Origin of the sequence: Sphingomonas sp. Root710 (assembly GCF_001429065.1) — a bacterium.
Classification (GTDB): domain Bacteria; phylum Pseudomonadota; class Alphaproteobacteria; order Sphingomonadales; family Sphingomonadaceae; genus Rhizorhabdus.
This window is the reverse complement of sequence record NZ_LMIB01000001.1, coordinates 119336-136230: the sequence shown is the minus strand read 5'-3', so window position 1 is coordinate 136230 and position 16895 is coordinate 119336. Positions and strand designations below refer to the sequence as shown.

The following is a 16895-nucleotide window of genomic DNA, read 5'->3' as shown; positions in this document are numbered from 1 at the left end:
GGGTTCAGACCGGGAAATAATGCCCGATATTCCGGTACTTTGCGAGCCGAGCCACTCATAACAGGCGGTCAAGAGACTGAAGTCGAGGCACGAAAGCGGCCAATCTGCCGCCCAGTCTCTCCGACCCATTTTCTCGCCGCCACCCTAGTCAGTGCGATGGACCAAAAAGGACGCCGCCGGAGATCCGACGGCGTCGAGCTAGGACTGGAGGTCAGGCGAATCCGAGGAGTTCGCGCTGCTCCTTCCAGCTTATTGGAAGATCGGCTTCGAGCAAAACTGCCGGTGTCAGATTGATCGGTTGAGTGCCCTCGGCACAAGCGATGACAATGTCCGGTGCCAGCATCGCGATGCGGAGGAGTCGGTAAAAACGCTTACGGCACTTAGAAGCCTGCTCGATCAGATCCCGAACGCTTCGCCCCGGATTGTTGAGCACCAGTCGATATGCAGCTCGCGCTTCGATGAGCAGCGCTACCAGGCCCTTGTCGCGAAAGTCATCAGCCCGGCCTCGATCATCGGATATGATCAGCTTGGTTTCTTGCCCTCGGCGAGCCTTGATCGCTGGTGCGCGCAAATGGATAGGCTCGGCATCAGCGTTGGCATCTAGAGCGACCCCGAGTAGCGCCCCGATGTGACTGGGCTTGATCCTCACCTCGACATGCTCATCGAACAGATGCATGGTGAGGTCCAGCTTCTTCAGCAATGCACGCCGCTCGCGAGTATCTTCCAGCCGCTGCGATTGCCGCCGCGCGTGACGAAGCGCATCCCTCAGAACATCAGCTTTACTCGAACCGATAAGCGAGATGATCTGCTTACGGTCAGTCAGCATCGCCTGGATGAGCTGGATCGTTGCCGCCTCGATATCGTGCGCGGGTACGCGCCAAGCGGATGAGTCTGGATCGAGCTGATCGGGCGCTGTGATGTAATATCGGTAGCGCCGTCCCATCTTCACGGCGTGGTTGGGCGTCATCCGCCTTCCTTCACCATCGAAGGCCCTGCCAGCCAACAGGCTGGGTTGACTGAAATCGCTGCCGCGGCTCCGCTCGATCCGGTTCCTGGACATAACCCGCTGGACCTCGTCCCACAGTTCCTGGCTGACGATCGCCTCGTGCTCGCCGGGATAGTAGTTCTCCCGGTGCCGGATCTCGCCGAGATACATGCGGTTGTTCAGCAGGTGATAAAGCGGCCCGCGGCCGAAAACATTGCCACCGCGGGAGGCGTATCGCTTAGTCCGACATCCGGTAACCTCCAGCTCCTCGAGCAGCGCCCGGCCACCTCCTGTCGCGACGTAGCGCTCCATGATGTGGCGGACCTGCTGCGCCTCGACCTCATTCACCACCAGCTTTTTGTCGACGAGGTCATAGCCGAGCGGCACGGTACCACCCATCCACATGCCTTTGGCTTTCGACGCCGCGACCTTATCGCGGATACGCTCACCGGTAACCTCGCGCTCGAATTGGGCGAACGACAGCAGGACGTTGAGCGTCAGTCTCCCCATGCTCGTCGTGGTGTTGAAGGCTTGGGTGACCGATACGAAGGAGGCGCCCCTGGCGTCGAGAACCTCAACGATCTTCGCGAAGTCGGCGAGGCTGCGGGTCAAGCGGTCGACCTTATAAACGACGATGACGTCGACCCGACCAGCCTCCACATCGGCCAGAAGCCGCTTGAGCCCCGGCCGCTCCATATTGCCGCCGGAAAAACCGCCATCGTCGTAGGCATCCTTGACTAGCACCCAGCCCTCATGACGCTGGCTGGTAATATAGGCTTCGCTAGCCTCGCGCTGGGCGTCGAGGCTGTTGAACTCCTGATCGAGCCCTTCCTCGGTCGACTTGCGGGTGTAGACCGCGCAACGGACCGTCCCGACGCGCTGAGCGCCAACCTTCTTAGCCATCGACTCCGTCCCCGTTGAGGCCAAAAAAGCGCGGGCCGGACCACGACGTGCCGGTGACTTCCCGTGCGATGGCCGAGAGCGATGCCCAGTTGCGACCATCGAACTCGAAGCCGCCGTCGGTCACCACGACCGATATGTCGCGGCTGTTCCAGCTGCGGATGAGGCGCGTGCCGGGTTTAAGCGATGATGCCCCCTGCCCCGCTGCCGCCCTGAGGGCCTGGTCGGCTTCCTTTACCAGTCGTCGGCTGCCTTGCTCCTGTGCGTGATGGCCCAGAGAATGGCGAAGCAGCTCGGGGCCGAAAGCCGGGCAATCGGTCTTCATGCGCGCCTGCCATTCCTGCCGGAGCTGCGCCGACGACATCGTCGCCAGCGCAGCCAAGGTGTGGGCCAGCTTGTTCATCAGCCGGCCTTCGCGATCCGGTAGACGCTGCCTTTCGGCGTCGTCGTCCGGTCGATCTCGTAGCCCTTCTTCCGCAGGCCGCTCAACACCGCGCGTGCCGAGTGGGCGAGCCAGCCGGTCGCCTCCATAATCTGGTCAAGCGAGGCGCCCTGCTTCCGATTCAGCATTTGAATGACCTTCGCCTGCTTGCCACCCGCCAGCTTCGGTATCGGAGCGGCCGGCGGCGGCGGTGCGGCAGTCGATTCCGTCACCGGCTTACGACCGCGGCGGGCGGGCTTCATCTCGGGGTGGTCAGGTGCAGGGCCGCTGATCTCTGCGGTCTCGCGACCGGCTTCGCTGATGATGGCGCCGAACTTGTTCTCGTCATCGGCGCGGTAGCTCATCTCAGGTTCGTCCACATTGACCTCATCAGCGAGGCCGCGGTCAACGAGTAGCCCGACGGCTTCGCGGACATGGACGTCATATTGGGCGATGTGGGCCGGGGCCGGCAGAATGGAGCCGCCTTCGGTCTTGGCAGCCGCAGTGAGGAGAATGAGCTGCAGGTCTTCGAGATCAGGCTTGAGAGCCATAGGGTGGTTCCTTTTTCAAGGAGCGGCACCAGCGCCGCTTCCACCACCCAAAGCCCGGCGGATCAGCCTGCCGGGTTGGCGTCTGGGGCTATCGGTGCCCGCGACTCACGAGCACACACATGCTCCGTTCGAAACGACAGTCGAGCGAATAGTGCATTGGTAAGGCTGGATTTCTCATTCTTTCAGCGCCGCGGCGATGATGGCGGCCAGCGTGTCCTCGGCACGGATGCGGGCCACCGAGTCTTTCGAGACCAAGTCTTGCTTCGGACATTCAGGGGCATGCTGAACGGCGCGGGCGATCCTGGCGCTGATGTCATCTGCTGTCATCACGCCGCACTGTGAGCTCATGCGCCCGAACGCAAGAATAACGTCTGCATTGCGCCTCATAAGTGGTCATTCAGCCAGTCCGCTGGCGATCCCGAAAGCGGTCATTCGTTCAGGTGAAGATCGAACGGCGGGTGGTTAGCCGACTGGCGGCTTTGAACTGGCATTGATCCGAAAGCAGTCGCCTATGGGACGAATGGTAATCGCCAAAGCTACGAGTATCGCAACGTAGAAAATCAAGATGTCCGCGACACGGTCACGACCGACCATTGGGAGTCTGAGCAGATGGCGCGACTTGAGCCGTATTTCCCAAAGAGCCACGGCAGGCCCCGAGTGGACGATCGGCGCGTGCTGAGCGGGATTATCTTTGTGAACCGCAACGGGCTGCGCTGGCGGGATGCGCCAAAGGACTATGGGCCTCATAAGACACTCTACAACCGTTGGAAGCGATGGGGTGCGATGGGTGTGTTCAGCCGGATGATGGAAGGGCTGGCCACCGGCGCGGATCGCAAGACGGTGATGATCGACGCGACCTACTTGAAAGCACACCGCACGGCATCGAGCCTGGCGGTAAAAAAGGGGGTCTCGGGCGGCTGATCGGCCGCACCAAGGGCGGCATGAACACCAAGCTTCATGCTGTCACCGATGCAAACGGCCGCCCCTTGAGCTTCTTCATGACCGCAGGTCAGATCAGCGACTATATCGGCGCGGCGGCGCTGTTGGACGGACTGCCCAAGACACAATGGCTTCTCGCCGATCGCGGCTATGACGCCGATTGGTTCAGGGATGCTCTGGAAGCGAAGGGCATCAAACCCTGCATCCCTGGCCGTAAATCGCGCAACGAGCCGATCAAATATGACAAGCGCCGCTACAGGCGCCGTAACCGCATCGAGATCATGTTTGGCCGTCTGAAGGACTGGCGTCGCGTCGCCACCCGCTACGATCGGTGCCCCACAGCCTTCTTCGCCGCCATCGCGCTCGCCGCTACCGTCATCTTCTGGCTCTGATCAGTGAGTCCTGACCCTAAGATCGTCGTGGACTTGGGCTTTGCTCCGTCGGCGGCAGGAAGTGTGCTGGTCTGGACCAATGTCGGCGGATTGGCAGGTGCCTTGTTGCTCGGGTTCCTGACCTGGCGAATTCCCATTCGTACCCTCGTTATCGCCGCGATGATCGGCGCCGTCGTCATGGTGACTGCCTTCGGGCAGGGCCAATCCACGCTTGCATCCCTATCGTGAATCGCCGCAGCCACCGGCTTTTTCTAATGCAGACGTCGTCGGCCTTTACGCCATTATCGCTCAGTCTTTCCCGACGTCCATCAGAGGGGGCGGAACTGGAGTGGTCATCGGCTTTGGTCGTGGAGGGGCAGCTCTTGGCCCGGTGGTTGCGGGCTTCCTGTTCAACATGAACTTCGGCCTTCCCGTCGTTGCCTTCGCCATGGCGCTCGGGTCGCTAATTGCTGCGCTCGCCTTGATAATGCTGGGTAAATGTATCGCCGTTCGAGCGGTTGCTTAAAATCTGACACCGATGAACTCATTATGTTGAATTCGGCATAGCGGAAAAAGTCGGCTTTGCCGACAAAAACTGCCGTCTCCGATTAACCTTTGATCATCGTGTATTGGTCGGCGGCTGCCAACTTACTTCGATGAATGCGAACGGCAACTATAGCCGGATAATTCTCCGAAAGCTGCCTTTCTGCACCGGCCCATTTCCGGCCGCAAGCCCATAAACTTCGCCGGCGAGAAGCCGCGACGATACTGCTGCAGATCGTAAGAAGCGAGACCGACCCGCGCCGGCCGTACCTGTGCAAACGGGGCACTTCGACAAGCTGTTTCGTGATGCAAAGCGCGACGCTGGCCTGTCGCACATCCACTTTCACGAAAGCCGGCGGAAGGCGACGACTACAATGGCGCCGAAATTATCCAACGATCTGGAGCTTGCCGCGATCACGGGGCACAAGTCCCTTTCGATGCTTCAAATCTGCTGCAAGCCCAAACCGGACGATCTTGCGGCGCGTCTGGATACCTAGACATTATGCCCGCGGCGGAGCTGGATATTTCGTGCTCATTGCTGCAGCCGCCGTATCGAGCATCGTCACGCCGAGGTCGAGCACCCTGTTCACAAGACGCCCCTTCTCGGGAGAGGTCAGAAACCATAAGCATGGCTTAAGCCCATGCAGCCAAGGCCGATCGCCGAGATATCGAAGGGTCCGATCCGGCGCGTTGGCGGAATTAAAGTGGAAGTCCCACGTAATTCTCGGCGATTACGCGCTGCATCGCCTCGGACGAGGCGACATAGTCGAGTTCGGAAATCTGCATACGATGTTCGAAATCGCCATCCTCTGGAAAACGATGCATAAGCTTAGTGAGATACCAGCTGAACCTTTCGGCCTTCCAGATGCGGGAAAGCGCCCGGCAGGCATACGCTTCCAGCGCTGCGTCGCTACCGTCGCGATAGTGGGCTATCAGCGCATCCGATAGGTAAGCCACATCCGATGCAGCAAGGTTAAGGCCCTTGGCTCCGGTTGGTGGTACGATGTGTGCGGCATCGCCAGCCAGGAACAACCGGCCGTGGCGCATCGCCTCGAACACATAGGACCGCAGTGGCGCGATCGACATCTCCAGCGCGGAGCCGCGCGTGACGCCATGTTTGGAGATCGGGTCGAATCTTGCCGCCAGTTCGCCCCACAAGCGCTCTTCGGACCAGTCCTCCAAGCGTTCGGTCAGCGGCACCTGGATGTAATAGCGGCTGCGGGTCGGCGAGCGCATTGAGGCGAGCGCGAAGCCGCGGGGGCCGTTCGAATAAATGAGCTCGGGATGGCAGGGTGGCACGTCGGCGAGGATGCCCAGCCAGCCGAAGGGATATTCGCGCTCGAATTCGCGAATCTTCTTTGCGGGGATCGCCCGGCGCGAGGGACCGTGAAAGCCATCGCAGCCGGCGATGAAGTCGGCGGTTATGCGCTGCGCGATGCCGTCCTTCGTGAAGGTAACGAAAGGCTGTTCGCTCTCGACGTCGTTGAGTTCGACATCCTTCGCCTCGAAGATGATCTCGAGCTGGCGATCCGGGGCCGCATCGATCAGATCACGGGTAAGCTCCGTTTGCCCGTAGACCATGACATGTTTGCCGGTGAGCCGTGCGATGTCGATACGGATCAGCGTATTACCCGTGGCGAGGTTGAAGCCCTCCTCCATCAAGCCCGCGGCATTGAGACCCGCGTCAATCCCGAGCTTGTGGAGGAGGTCGGTCGTGACCGTCTCCAGCACCCCGGCGCGTATGCGGCTTTCGACATAATCCCGGCTCTGGCGTTCGATGATCACGCAATCGATACCTGATGCGCGGAGCAGGTGGCCCAGCAGAAGTCCGGCGGGACCACTGCCGATGATCGCGACTTGCGTCTTCATGATCCGAGTTGCCTCTCAAGGCTGTTGAGCACGCGATAGCAGGGCATGACCTGCGCCACTGACGCATTCGGCTCGCGGCCCTCACGGATGGCAGCCACGAATTCGCGATCCTGCAGCTCGATGCCATTCGACGAAATGGCCACGCCGTTCAGGTCGATCGGCTCCTCCTTCCCCGTGACGAGATCGTCATAGCGCGCGATCCAGGTGCCGTTGTCGCAGATATATCGGAAGAACGTGCCGAGCGGGCCGTCATTGTTGAAGCTGAGTGACAGCGTGCAGATCGCCCCGCTCTCCGCCTTCAGCTGGATCGACATGTCCATCGCGATGCCGAGTTCGGGATGGATCGGCCCCTGCAGGATGTTGGACTGCATGATCGGACCTGCCTGATAGGCGAACAGGTCAACCGTGTGCGCCGCGTGATGCCAAAGCAGATGATCGGTCCAGCTTCGCGGCTCGCCCTTCGCGTTCATATTTTTACGGCGGAAGAAATAGGTTTGCACGTCCATCTGTTGGATGTTCAGCTCGCCCGCACGGATCTTATTGTGGATATATTGATGGCTCGGGTTGAATCTGCGGGTATGGCCGACCATTGCAATCAGGCCGGTTTCCTGCTGTTTCCTTAGCACGGCCTCACCATTAGCCAGGCTGTCGCACAGCGGGATTTCGACCTGGACATGCTTGCCCGCTTCCATGCACTGGATAGCCTGTGACGCGTGAAGCTGGGTCGGGGTTGCCAGGATCACCGCGTCCAGACCTGGCTGCTCAAGTGCTTCGGCGAGTTCGGTCGTCGCGTGGGCAACGCCATATTTTGTGGCTAGCGCCTGGGTCGGTTCAAGCCGGCGCCCGACAACCGAGGCGATCTCAACACCGTCAATCTGCTTCAGGGCATCGAGGTGTTTTTCCCCGAAGGCGCCGCCACCGGCGAGGGCAATTTTCATGGATTAGGCTCCACTGGAAGAAGGGGGATGGGTTCGAGCACGATGTGCCCGATCGCGGTGTTGCTGCACGGTACATGGTAATGGCGATGGAGCAGGCGCGTGGCTGGTCCGAGCGCGCCGCGCATGATCAGCCACATCACCATCTCGATCCCTTCGGACCCGGTCTCGCGCAGATATTCGATGTGCGGGATACGGCGCAGGTCGTCACTTTCGCCAATCAGTCCATCGAGGAACTTGTTGTCCCACGCGGCATTGATCAGCCCGGCGCGAGGGCCTTGGAGCTGGTGGCTCATTCCGCCGGTGCCCCACACTTGGATATTGATGTCCTCCGGGAAACTGGCAACGGCGCGGGCGATCGCCTTGCCCAGCGCCCAGCAGCGATTGCCCGAGGGGGGCGGATAGGTCACTACGTTGACCGCCAGCGGAATCACCCGGCACGGCCACTGCTCGACATGGCCGAACATCATCGACAGCGGCACCGTCAGGCCATGATCGACGTCCATCTCGTTGATGATCGTCATGTCGAATTCGTCGAGGATCAGGCTTTGCGCAATATGCCAGGCAAGATCGGGATGGCCAATCACGTCAGGCACCTCGCGCGAGCCCCACCCCTCATCAGCCGGCTTGTATCGCTCACCGCAGCCGATCGCGAAGGTCGGGATGATCTTCATGTCGAATGCGGAGGCATGATCGTTGTAGACCAGGATCACGACGTCGGGCGCGGCAGTCTGCTGCCAGCTACGTGTCCAGTCGTAACCGGCGAAGATCGGACCGAAATAGTCGTCCCTGTCCTTGCCCTGGTCGTGCGCGACTCCCAGCAAGGGTACATGGCTTGAGCCGATGCCGGCGGTGATGCGAGCCATTAGCGTTGCTCTCTCTTGGAACGCAGCCCTTCGGGTGAACGGCCGCCCGCATTCATCATCGCCCGATAGTCGGCGACAGTCATGCCGCTCATCGTGCTGACGGCCTGGACGAAGCTCAGCCCGTCGGTCGAGAAAATCTTCGAAAGGAAATAGATGTTTCCGCCGAGATCGAGCATCCGGTTGTAATCACGTGCCAGCACTGCAGCCTTCTGGTCGTCGGACAAAGGCCACTGGTCGAGATAGGCTTTCTCGTCAGTCTTCCACCGCTCCCGGTTCTCCGGCTTCATCAGGCTCATCGCGAATTGATTGAGATGATAGCCCTGCCGCGCGCGCTTTGCCGTGAACACGCGGGTGCCGGGGATATCCTCGAATTGGGCGAGATATTGGTGGATGTCGCGGGGCACCGTCACAGTCCGCGCGCTTTCAACAGCGTGTCGAGTCGCGGGAACACGCGGCGGGCGTTGCCCTCGAAGATCGCATGGCGGTCGGCTTCGCTGATATCGAGTGCATCGACATAGCGTTTGGTGTCGTCGAAATAATGCCCGGTGGTCGGATCGATACCGCGTACCGCACCGACCATTTCCGATCCGAACAGGATGTTTTTATTGGCGATCACATCGGCCAGAAGATCGATGCCGGCCTGGTGATAGACGCAGGTGTCGAAGAAGATGTTGTTCATGAGATGGCTGTCGAGCGATGGCTTCTTCAGCATGTCCGCCAGCCCGCGATAGCGCCCCCAATGATAGGGCACGGCGCCGCCGCCGTGCGGGACGATGAAGCGCAGCGTCGGGAAGTCAGCGAACAGATCGCCTTCGAGCAGTTGCATGAAGGCGATGGTGTCGGCGGCGATATAATAGCCTCCGGTCGCGTGCATCGCCGGATTGCAGCTGCCAGAGACGTGGATCATCGCCGGCACGTCCAACTCGACCATCTTCTCGTAAAAGGGGTACCAGTAGCGGTCCGTGAGTGGCGGGTGCTGGAAATGCCCACCACCCGGATCGGGATTGAGGTTACAGCCGATGAAGCCCAGTTCATTCACGCAGCGGTCGAGCTCGGCGATCGACGCGGACATATCGGCCTTGGGGTTCTGCGGCAGCATGCAGACGCCGGCGAAGGTTTCGGGGTACAGCCCGACGACGCGCGCTATCAGGTCGTTGCAGCGCATCGCCCACTGCTGCGCGACGCCCTGATCACCGACATGCGGCGCCATGGCGGATGCGCGCGGTGAGAAGATGGTGATGTCTGCGCCGCGTTCGCGGATCAGGCGCAGCTGATTGGCCTCGATCGTTTCGCGGATTTCGTCGTCGCTGATATCGGGATAGGGCGGAGGCGTCGTCCCCGCCTTGTACGCGGCCTTCTGCTCTTCCCGCCAGGCGTCATGCCCTTTGGGCAGGACTGTGTAGTGGCCATGGCAGTCGATGATCAGGCTCATGCCGCCCTCTCCTGCTTGCGGGACAGGAGGACATCCAGTTTGGCGTCGAGCCCATCTGGCGCACCTACCCCGAGACCGCCCAGCACGCGCTGGCGCTCCACCGTGCCGCGCGACATCCCGCTGCCCGTCCCCAGACCGTCGAGTGTCTTAACGACCTCCTCCATCTCGGCCGCGCGGCGCAGACCGTGGACCAGCATCCGATCCAGATTATAGTCGGCGCGTTCGGTCCAGCTGCCCGCTCTCTCGCTGGCGTCAAGTGAGGCGAGCACTTCGAGGCGGACGCCTGCCGCCTCTGCGGCGATCACGCATTCCGCTGTCAGCGCCTCGATTCCCTTGACCATGACCGACCGGATCATCTTGACCGCTGACGCCGCGCCGATGCCGCCATCGATCTTGCGGACATGCATGAAACCCACTGCCGCGAGCTGCGCTAATCCCGCATCCGCATGAGGGCCGCTGACAAGCAGGGGAACATCGAAACGGGCCGGGTGAACAGGTGCCATCACCGCAACATCGACATAGCGTGCGCCGGCAGCATGGACTGCCTCCGCCGCCGAGCGCTTGGTGTCCGGCGCAACGCTGTTCATGTCGAACCACAGGGCATCGGGCTCGAGGTGCGGCGCATAATCCCGTGCGGCAGCCAGCGCCTGATCGGCGGTGACAAGCGAAAGGACCGCGACGGCCCCTTCAAGAGCCGCCGCTGCGCTCTCGACGCCTTCGACCCGCGCCGCAGTATAAGCGGCCAACATCTCTTCCCGGAACGCCGCCTCACGGACCTTGCGGTCGAAGGCGCGCGCTCCCGCCTGGGCGAAGGCGCGGCCGGCTTCTCCAAAGCCGATATGGGTAACGACATGGTTCATGCTGTCGGCGTAGGGCAAACACCCGCCCACCAGCCAATCCAATTCAGCGCCCCCCTATCGGTTTTCCTGAAGTCTCGTCTCTTTCGACGCCAGGTGAAGCAGGTCGATAAGCCGCTGCTGGGCTGGTGTCGGCCGCCAGTCGCTGCGAATGCTGAGCCCGATCGTGCGCACCCGCTCGGGCAGGCTGGCACCGATCGGCACCAGCATCGAACTTTCGACCTCCAGTGCGATCTGATCGGGCGACAGCAGGGTCAGCAGATCGCTCTGCATGAGCAGGCCCCGGATCACCATGACCGAGCCGCATTCGACCGGGACGGCCGGCAGCGGGGCGCCCTCGAACAACGCTTCCCAATGGGCGCGCAGCGGCGTCCCGCGCGGACCGACGATCCAGGATTGCGCCCGCAGATCCTCCAGCGTGACCGGTCCGCTGGCGAGCGGATGATCCTTGCGGCCGAAAATGGCGAGCCGGTCAGTGAAGAGGGGTATCTGATCAACGCCGGCAGGCGCTTCGTTGCGAAGTGCGCCGACCATCATGTCGATGACGCCATCAAGCAGCGGATCGACAAGCTCCCGCCAGGAGCCTTCGACGATGTCGACGATGCTTCCCGGCGAGCCGCGCACAAAGTGCGCCAGAGCCCTCGGCAGGACCAGCGCCCGGCTGAGCGGCATCGCGCCGACCGCGATGCGTGCGCCTTCGTCCGGCCCGCCCCTTACCTCGCTGATACCCGCCGCGATTTCCGCGGCAGCGAGGCGCACCCCCCGGGCCATGATATGCCCGGCAGCCGTCAGCGCCATGCCACGCCCGCGTCGCTCGGCCAGCCGGACCGAACAGACCTGCTCAAGCTCCCGGACCGCGCGATGGATGGCCGGTTGGGAAAGGCCGCTGACGGCTGCGGCGCCCGCGAAGCCCTGGGCATCGGCGAAATGCAGGAAGGCCTCCAGCTGTGTGGCTGTCATAAGGCGTTCAAGGCTGGTAGATCCGCGCCGTCCGCCAAATGAGAAGCGACGCGTCGCGGCGGCGAGTTGGGCGAAGGCTCGCTCCGCGCGATCCACCAGCGCCATGCCCGCCGCGGTCGGCGCCACACCATCCGGATGGCGCTCGAAGAGGAGTACGCCGAGCTTCCTTTCGATCTTTCGGAGACCCTGGGTCAGAGCGGATTGCGAAAGACCGGCCGTCTCGGCTGCGCGACTGAGGCTCCGCTGCGCCACTATGTCGCTGAGGGCGCGCAGATGGCGCAAATTGATGTCAAATGGCCTGAGCACAGCGATATATAACAAAAACTTATTACCCGTCCACAAGTTGGACTGGCGCAGCGGCAAGCGTTGGGCGCACGGCGCGACCAAGAGGAGATCTACCATGGGCGTGGTTGTGCAGAATATTGAACGCGCGGAGGCTGCGATTATCGATGGTCTCGCTCATGCCGGCGTCGCCACCGTCCATGAGGCACAGGGCCGAACCGGCCTCCTCGGTCATATGATGCGGCCGATCTATCCGGGTGCGCGCGTCGCGGGATCAGCGGTCACCATCTCCGCGCCGCCCGGCGACAACTGGATGATCCATGTCGCGATCGAGCAGCTGAAGGCGGGGGATATAATCGTACTCGCTCCCACGTCCCCCTGTGTCGACGGCTATTTCGGCGACCTGCTGGCGACCAGCGCGATGGCGCGCGGGTGCCGGGGGCTGGTGATCGATGCGGGCGTGCGCGATGTCCGCGACCTGACCGCCATGGGTTTTCCGGTCTGGTCGAAGGCGATCTTCGCGCAAGGCACGGTCAAGGCGACCCTGGGATCCGTGAACGTGCCGATCGTCTGCGCCGGAGCGGCAGTCGAACCGGGCGACGTGATCGTCGCGGACGATGACGGCGTCTGCGTGGTGAAGCGTGCAGAGGCCGCGAGCGTTCTGGAGAAGGCGAAAACGCGCGAAGCAGCGGAGGAAGCAAAGCGCCAGCGCCTGGCGGCCGGCGAACTGGGCCTCGACATCTACGACATGCGCGGCCGTCTCGCCGCAATGGGTCTCAAATATGTCTGACGGCCCCGGCCCTTCAGCAAAAATAGGGACCGGTTTTGCGTCGGGAAGAGGCGGCCAATACGGAATCCGCTGCATGTGGATGCGGGGCGGAACGTCGAAGGGCGCCTTCTTTCTCGCCGACGATCTGCCGCCGGACAGTGCGGCGCGCGACGCCTTTTTGCTGCGGATGATGGGCTCGCCCGACCCGCGCCAGATCGACGGGATGGGGGGCGCCGATCCGCTGACGTCCAAGGTCGCGGTGGTGCGCCGTTCGGATCGCAAAGGCGTAGACGTCGATTATCTGTTTCTTCAGGTGTTCGTTGATCGGGCGATTGTCGCCGACAGCCAGAATTGCGGAAACATGCTTGCCGGCGTCGGCCCATTCGCCATCGAACGCGGGCTGGTCGCCGCGACCGGCCAGGAAACGCGCGTCGCGATCTTCATGGAGAATAGCGGCCAGGTTGCCGTCGCGACGGTGCAGACACCCGGCGGCAGGGTCCGCTACAATGGCGACGCTGCCATCAGCGGCGTGCCGGGAACCGCCGCGCCGATCCCGCTGGCGTTCCGAGATACGGCCGGTTCGTCCTGCGGCGCGCTGCTGCCGACGGGGAATGGCGTCGACGAGATCGATGGCATCGCCTGCACGCTGATCGACAATGGCATGCCCTGTGTGGTGCTGGCGGCTGGCGACATGGGCGTTGCGGGGTACGAAGATCGGGAGACATTGGACGCCGACACCGCCATGAAAGCGCGGGTGGAGGCCATACGCCTCAAGGCCGGCCCGCTGATGAACCTGGGTGACGTGAGCGAGAAGTCCGTCCCCAAAATGATGCTGGTGGCGCCCCCGCGCGAGGGTGGTGCGATCAGCGTGCGCTCGCTCATTCCGCATCGCGTTCATGCCTCGATCGGCGTTCTGGGCGCGGTGAGCGTTGCCACTGCATGTCTCGTGCCCGGCTCGCCGGCCGCCGCCATGGCGCAGGTGCCGGACGGTCGGATGCTCACACTCGGCGTCGAGCATCCGACCGGCGTCACCGAATGCGTCGTGACCATCGGTGACGACGGACAGCCGGTCGAGGCAGGCATGCTTCGCACCGCGCGCAAGCTAATGGACGGAGAGGTCTTCGCATGAGCATCGACAATGAGGGCCGCATCCGGTCCTGGACGCTGTCGCCCTCGCGGCCCCGCTTCGTGCCGCCGCCCGGCGCGGTGGACGCCCATTGCCACGTCTTCGGCCCACAGGCCGATTTTTCGTTCAGTCCGAAGGCCAAATATCTGCCGCAGGATGCCGGACCTGACGCTTTGTTCGCACTCCGCGATCGGCTGGGCTTCGCCCGCAACGTCATCGTCCAGGCGAGCTGCCACGGCACCGATAATCGCGCCACCCTGAATGCCATCGCAGTGTCCGACGGCAGGGCCCGGGGCGTCGCGGTAGTGGATCCGGCGATCGGCGACGCAGAACTCGACGCCCTTCATGAGGGCGGGATCCGCGGGGTGCGCTTCAATTTCCTCAAGCGGCTGGTGGACGATGCGCCTAAGGACAGGTTCATCGATGTCGCCCATCGCATCCAGCGGCTCGGCTGGCATGTCGTGGTCTATTTCGAGGCCGACATCCTCGACGAGATGCGCCCCTTCCTTGCGGCGATCCCGACGCCGATCGTCATCGATCATATGGGCCGCCCCGACGTGAGACAGGGGCCGGACGGCGCGGACATGAAGGCATTCCGCGCGCTTCTCGACAGCCGGGACGACATCTGGACCAAGGTCACCTGCCCCGATCGCCTCGACCCCGCCGGTCCGCCCTATCGCGATTTCGTCCGCTCGGTGCGGCCCCTTGTCGAGGCCTATCCCGATCATGTGCTGTGGGGGACCGACTGGCCCCATCCGAACATGGAGGCGGTTTTGCCCGACGACGGCCTGCTCGTCGATGTCATACCCGAAATTGCTGTGACCGAGGAGCTTCAACGCAAGCTGCTCATCGACAATCCAATCCGGCTTTACTGGCCGGATCAGGAATGACCTCTGAACTGGCCGAATGCCCGCAGGCTGCAGGCATGGTGCGTCGATGACCTCAACGTATCAAGGTCAATATCTGTTGACTGACATGCAAGTCAGTCCCATGAGGTCGTCTTGCGCCTCTGGGGCGTGTGAATAACAGCATCTGGAGGAAGTCGTGAGCGTCGCACTACAACGTGATGATCTTTTCCTACTTAAGCCGCGAGAATTCTACCTCTCGGAGGAAATTTTTGGGCGAGAGTATGAGCGCATTTTCTCGACGGATTGGATCTATGTCGGCCATGTGTCGCAGTTCCCCGTCAAGGGCTCATTCCTGAAGTTTCGCTACGCCGGCGAAGAGATCATCTGCGTCCGCGGTGACGACGAGCAATTCTATGCGAACTTGAACGTCTGCCGGCATCGTGGCGCTCGGCTTTGCTCTACGGATACCGGGAATGCGCGCGGGGGGTTCGTGTGCCCTTATCACCAATGGCATTTCAATTTGGATGGCTCGCTCAAGAACGCGCCCCAGATGAAGGATGGTGAGTATTTCGATTACAAGGACTTCGGCCTTCGGACAGTCCATGCAGATGTGTGGAACGGCATGCTGTTCATCCATCTGGCCGAGGGACCGGTAGAGCCGTTGGACCAGCGAATGAAGATCTATGACGGCGTCGGCGCGAAATTCGATCCCGCTGCCACAAAGCTGGTCCATGAAGAGACATTTCATATCGCTGCGAACTGGAAGGTCGTCGTCGAGAACGGGGTGGAGTGCTACCATTGCCGGGGCACGCATCGCGCGCTTTCTAGCGTTATCGACGTTGCTGCTCTCCAGGCAGATATGGGCGAGTGGATGGGGGATGACGCCGTGGCCAGCGACTTGGGCGTGCCCCAGCGGCTGAAGCCTGGACTACCGACATGTTCTACCGACGGCAGCCTGATAACTGAAAAGCTGCTGGGAACGTGTACCGCAGAGGATCATGGGATCGCCGGTGGCATCAACATGGTGCCCAACCCGGCCTATATCGCATTCTACGTTGACCATTACTGGGCTATTTCGATCCGACCCATTTCGGCCCAGACGACGGAGTTGGTCTATTCGTGGTTCGTCCGGAAGGATGCCGTGGAAGGCGAGGACTATGATCTCGCAAAACTCGTCGCCGTTGGCCATATCACCCAGACAGAAGATGCGGCACTGTGTGAAATGACACAGTCGGGCATCCGCTCACGCCACTATCTGCCGGGACCGATCGCTGCGAAGGTAGAGCCGGGCATACGGGATTTTGCGCAGAACTACGCCAAGCTTATGGAGTGACGTGCAGAAATGGTGTCAATCTGCTGAAGTTGGCACATTTCCTGCGAGCGTGCTTCCGGATAGTAAGCTTTGATAAGGGCGCCTTTCAGCTATTATCGCGCACCTCGGTCAGCAAATTGCACAAGAATGTGGTTAGGGACCGTGCCGGGTCTGCCTCGTCCTGGTGAAGCACGGTTATGCCCCAATTCTCCAGCACGGTGTCCTGGACAGGGTCAGCCTTGGCCGTGAACACGAAAGAAGCAGGGCGATCGCGTTCACGACCCGAATCCCGCCATGTCTGCCAGAGCTGGAACAGCGTCATACGGATATTGAGATCCGACATGCTGTAGCCGACGAATAGAAGAGTGCGGCCAAGCGCATCGGCTTTGAACTTGATGTCGAGCGGCGACTGGAACGCCAACCGTTTGAAATAGTCGGTTTCTGCGATGACAAGCGACTCGTCGTCGTCGAAATCCCCGTGAAATTTCACGATTTGGGGAAGATCGGCATCGGCATTGACCACATCGCTCGTGTTGGCGACCTTTACATAGGGCTTGCCATGAAACTTATAAGCGAGCTCAAGATTATTATCGTAGTTCGTTGTGTAGATGATCGGAAAATCGAGTTCGACAATCAGTTCATGTATCTTCGACTCACGGATTCGCTCGGCCGCTACACTCCAGTTCCGGTCCATCCAACTGCGAAGAGGCCCGATGCTACCATGCTTGAGCCGGTAATATTCCGCCAGCGTCTGATAAGTCCATTTTCCCACTTCCTCGGAGAGGCCAAGGTCGCGACGCATATGCTCGATCAACTGCGACCAGGAAGGCAGCCCGACGCTCATGGACAGGCCGGCGCCGACGAACAGGATAGCTCGTTTGGCGCGAACCGCTGCTGCAAGTTTAGATAAAGAGTTCACGTCTTGGTTC

Annotated in this window: 20 protein-coding genes; 8 read left to right on the top strand and 12 right to left on the bottom strand. The window is 61.6% G+C overall.

Annotation, left to right across the window (positions count from 1 at the left end):
* Positions 1-211: 211 nt before the first annotated feature.
* From ASE00_RS00630 to ASE00_RS00615, 4 genes are all read right to left on the bottom strand, one after another.
* Positions 212-1888 (bottom strand): recombinase family protein, encoded by a 1677-nt coding sequence (locus ASE00_RS00630; RefSeq protein ID WP_056376902.1) that lies wholly within the window; start codon positions 1886-1888, stop codon positions 212-214.
* Entirely contained in the window at positions 1881-2288 is a 408-nt protein-coding gene (locus ASE00_RS00625) for a DUF2924 domain-containing protein (RefSeq protein WP_056376900.1), read from the bottom strand. Before ASE00_RS00625 ends, ASE00_RS00630 begins: the two co-directional genes overlap by 8 nt.
* On the bottom strand, positions 2288-2857 hold the full coding sequence (locus tag ASE00_RS23960) for a DUF3489 domain-containing protein (protein ID WP_056376899.1): 570 nt from the start codon (positions 2855-2857) through the stop codon (positions 2288-2290). The genes ASE00_RS00625 and ASE00_RS23960 overlap by 1 nt, the downstream gene beginning before the upstream one ends.
* Before the next feature lie 174 nt (positions 2858-3031).
* Positions 3032-3244 (bottom strand): hypothetical protein, encoded by a 213-nt coding sequence (locus tag ASE00_RS00615; RefSeq protein WP_056376896.1) that lies wholly within the window; start codon positions 3242-3244, stop codon positions 3032-3034.
* A 222-nt stretch (positions 3245-3466) separates the two neighbouring features.
* On the opposite strand from ASE00_RS00615, the gene ASE00_RS22730 reads away from it, so the two are divergent.
* The 4 genes from ASE00_RS22730 to ASE00_RS24375 all read left to right on the top strand — a co-directional run bounded on the left by ASE00_RS22730 (position 3467) and on the right by ASE00_RS24375 (position 5207).
* A protein-coding gene (locus tag ASE00_RS22730) for an IS5 family transposase (RefSeq protein ID WP_156405218.1) occupies positions 3467-4188 on the top strand; the annotation gives its coding sequence in 2 pieces (ribosomal slippage) (positions 3467-3752 and positions 3752-4188; 723 coding nt in all).
* 63 nt (positions 4189-4251) lie between these two features.
* Complete coding sequence (locus ASE00_RS00600) at positions 4252-4416, top strand: hypothetical protein (protein ID WP_156405217.1); 165 nt, start codon at positions 4252-4254, stop codon at positions 4414-4416.
* Complete coding sequence (locus ASE00_RS23235) at positions 4400-4693, top strand: hypothetical protein (RefSeq protein ID WP_156405216.1); 294 nt, start codon at positions 4400-4402, stop codon at positions 4691-4693. The genes ASE00_RS00600 and ASE00_RS23235 overlap by 17 nt, the downstream gene beginning before the upstream one ends.
* Before the next feature lie 289 nt (positions 4694-4982).
* Positions 4983-5207, top strand: a complete 225-nt coding sequence (locus tag ASE00_RS24375) for a tyrosine-type recombinase/integrase (protein WP_082594369.1) — start codon at positions 4983-4985, stop codon at positions 5205-5207.
* 202 nt (positions 5208-5409) lie between these two features.
* Here the strand turns inward: ASE00_RS24375 and pobA are convergent, their stop codons facing one another.
* The 7 genes from pobA to ASE00_RS00565 are packed head-to-tail and all read right to left on the bottom strand — an operon-like array spanning position 5410 to position 11992.
* Positions 5410-6579: a 4-hydroxybenzoate 3-monooxygenase gene (gene pobA, locus ASE00_RS00595; protein ID WP_056376890.1), complete on the bottom strand. Its 1170-nt coding sequence runs from the start codon at positions 6577-6579 to the stop codon at positions 5410-5412.
* Positions 6576-7517 (bottom strand): Gfo/Idh/MocA family oxidoreductase, encoded by a 942-nt coding sequence (locus ASE00_RS00590; protein ID WP_056376888.1) that lies wholly within the window; start codon positions 7515-7517, stop codon positions 6576-6578. Before ASE00_RS00590 ends, pobA begins: the two co-directional genes overlap by 4 nt.
* Positions 7514-8380 (bottom strand): class III extradiol dioxygenase subunit beta, encoded by an 867-nt coding sequence (locus ASE00_RS00585; protein ID WP_056376887.1) that lies wholly within the window; start codon positions 8378-8380, stop codon positions 7514-7516. The genes ASE00_RS00590 and ASE00_RS00585 overlap by 4 nt, the downstream gene beginning before the upstream one ends.
* On the bottom strand, positions 8380-8790 hold the full coding sequence (ligA, locus tag ASE00_RS00580; protein WP_056376885.1) for a protocatechuate 4,5-dioxygenase subunit alpha: 411 nt from the start codon (positions 8788-8790) through the stop codon (positions 8380-8382). Before ligA ends, ASE00_RS00585 begins: the two co-directional genes overlap by 1 nt.
* Positions 8787-9812, bottom strand: a complete 1026-nt coding sequence (locus tag ASE00_RS00575) for an amidohydrolase family protein (protein ID WP_056376883.1) — start codon at positions 9810-9812, stop codon at positions 8787-8789. The genes ligA and ASE00_RS00575 overlap by 4 nt, the downstream gene beginning before the upstream one ends.
* The gene (locus ASE00_RS00570) at positions 9809-10672 is read right to left on the bottom strand and encodes an NAD(P)-dependent oxidoreductase (RefSeq protein ID WP_056379141.1); all 864 of its coding nucleotides are present in this window, start codon (positions 10670-10672) and stop codon (positions 9809-9811) included. Before ASE00_RS00570 ends, ASE00_RS00575 begins: the two co-directional genes overlap by 4 nt.
* A gap of 54 nt (positions 10673-10726) precedes the next feature.
* Positions 10727-11992: a LysR family transcriptional regulator gene (locus ASE00_RS00565; RefSeq protein WP_235538480.1), complete on the bottom strand. Its 1266-nt coding sequence runs from the start codon at positions 11990-11992 to the stop codon at positions 10727-10729.
* A 37-nt stretch (positions 11993-12029) separates the two neighbouring features.
* Here ASE00_RS00565 and ligK point away from each other — a divergent pair, with 37 nt between their 5' ends.
* The 4 genes from ligK (at position 12030) to ASE00_RS00545 (ending at position 15987) form a co-directional block, all read left to right on the top strand.
* Entirely contained in the window at positions 12030-12701 is a 672-nt protein-coding gene (ligK, locus tag ASE00_RS00560) for a 4-carboxy-4-hydroxy-2-oxoadipate aldolase/oxaloacetate decarboxylase (RefSeq protein WP_056376881.1), read from the top strand.
* A gap of 73 nt (positions 12702-12774) precedes the next feature.
* A complete protein-coding gene (locus ASE00_RS00555) occupies positions 12775-13809 on the top strand; it encodes a 4-oxalomesaconate tautomerase (RefSeq protein WP_056376879.1) in 1035 nt (344 codons plus the stop codon).
* Entirely contained in the window at positions 13806-14696 is an 891-nt protein-coding gene (locus tag ASE00_RS00550; RefSeq protein ID WP_056376876.1) for an amidohydrolase family protein, read from the top strand. Before ASE00_RS00555 ends, ASE00_RS00550 begins: the two co-directional genes overlap by 4 nt.
* A gap of 154 nt (positions 14697-14850) precedes the next feature.
* The gene (locus tag ASE00_RS00545; RefSeq protein WP_056376874.1) at positions 14851-15987 is read left to right on the top strand and encodes an aromatic ring-hydroxylating oxygenase subunit alpha; all 1137 of its coding nucleotides are present in this window, start codon (positions 14851-14853) and stop codon (positions 15985-15987) included.
* Between the two features lie 85 nt (positions 15988-16072).
* Here ASE00_RS00545 and ASE00_RS00540 read toward each other — a convergent pair whose 3' ends face one another.
* On the bottom strand, positions 16073-16885 hold the full coding sequence (locus tag ASE00_RS00540) for an SIR2 family protein (RefSeq protein WP_056376873.1): 813 nt from the start codon (positions 16883-16885) through the stop codon (positions 16073-16075).
* Positions 16886-16895: the final 10 nt, after the last annotated feature.

Bases quoted from the DNA above. Each gene is read 5' to 3' on its own strand.
- ASE00_RS00570 (WP_056379141.1), bottom strand. From the start codon at position 10,672: ATGAACCATGTCGTTACCCATATCGGCTTTGGAGAAGCCGGCCGCGCC.
- ASE00_RS00575 (WP_056376883.1), bottom strand. From the start codon at position 9,812: ATGAGCCTGATCATCGACTGCCATGGCCACTACACAGTCCTGCCCAAA.
- ligK (WP_056376881.1), top strand. From the start codon at position 12,030: ATGGGCGTGGTTGTGCAGAATATTGAACGCGCGGAGGCTGCGATTATC.
- pobA (WP_056376890.1), bottom strand. From the start codon at position 6,579: ATGAAGACGCAAGTCGCGATCATCGGCAGTGGTCCCGCCGGACTTCTG.
- ASE00_RS00555 (WP_056376879.1), top strand. From the start codon at position 12,775: ATGTGGATGCGGGGCGGAACGTCGAAGGGCGCCTTCTTTCTCGCCGAC.
- ASE00_RS00630 (WP_056376902.1), bottom strand. From the start codon at position 1,888: ATGGCTAAGAAGGTTGGCGCTCAGCGCGTCGGGACGGTCCGTTGCGCG.
- ASE00_RS00590 (WP_056376888.1), bottom strand. From the start codon at position 7,517: ATGAAAATTGCCCTCGCCGGTGGCGGCGCCTTCGGGGAAAAACACCTC.
- ASE00_RS00625 (WP_056376900.1), bottom strand. From the start codon at position 2,288: ATGAACAAGCTGGCCCACACCTTGGCTGCGCTGGCGACGATGTCGTCG.
- ASE00_RS00550 (WP_056376876.1), top strand. From the start codon at position 13,806: ATGAGCATCGACAATGAGGGCCGCATCCGGTCCTGGACGCTGTCGCCC.
- ASE00_RS23960 (WP_056376899.1), bottom strand. From the start codon at position 2,857: ATGGCTCTCAAGCCTGATCTCGAAGACCTGCAGCTCATTCTCCTCACT.
- ASE00_RS00585 (WP_056376887.1), bottom strand. From the start codon at position 8,380: ATGGCTCGCATCACCGCCGGCATCGGCTCAAGCCATGTACCCTTGCTG.
- ASE00_RS00615 (WP_056376896.1), bottom strand. From the start codon at position 3,244: ATGAGGCGCAATGCAGACGTTATTCTTGCGTTCGGGCGCATGAGCTCA.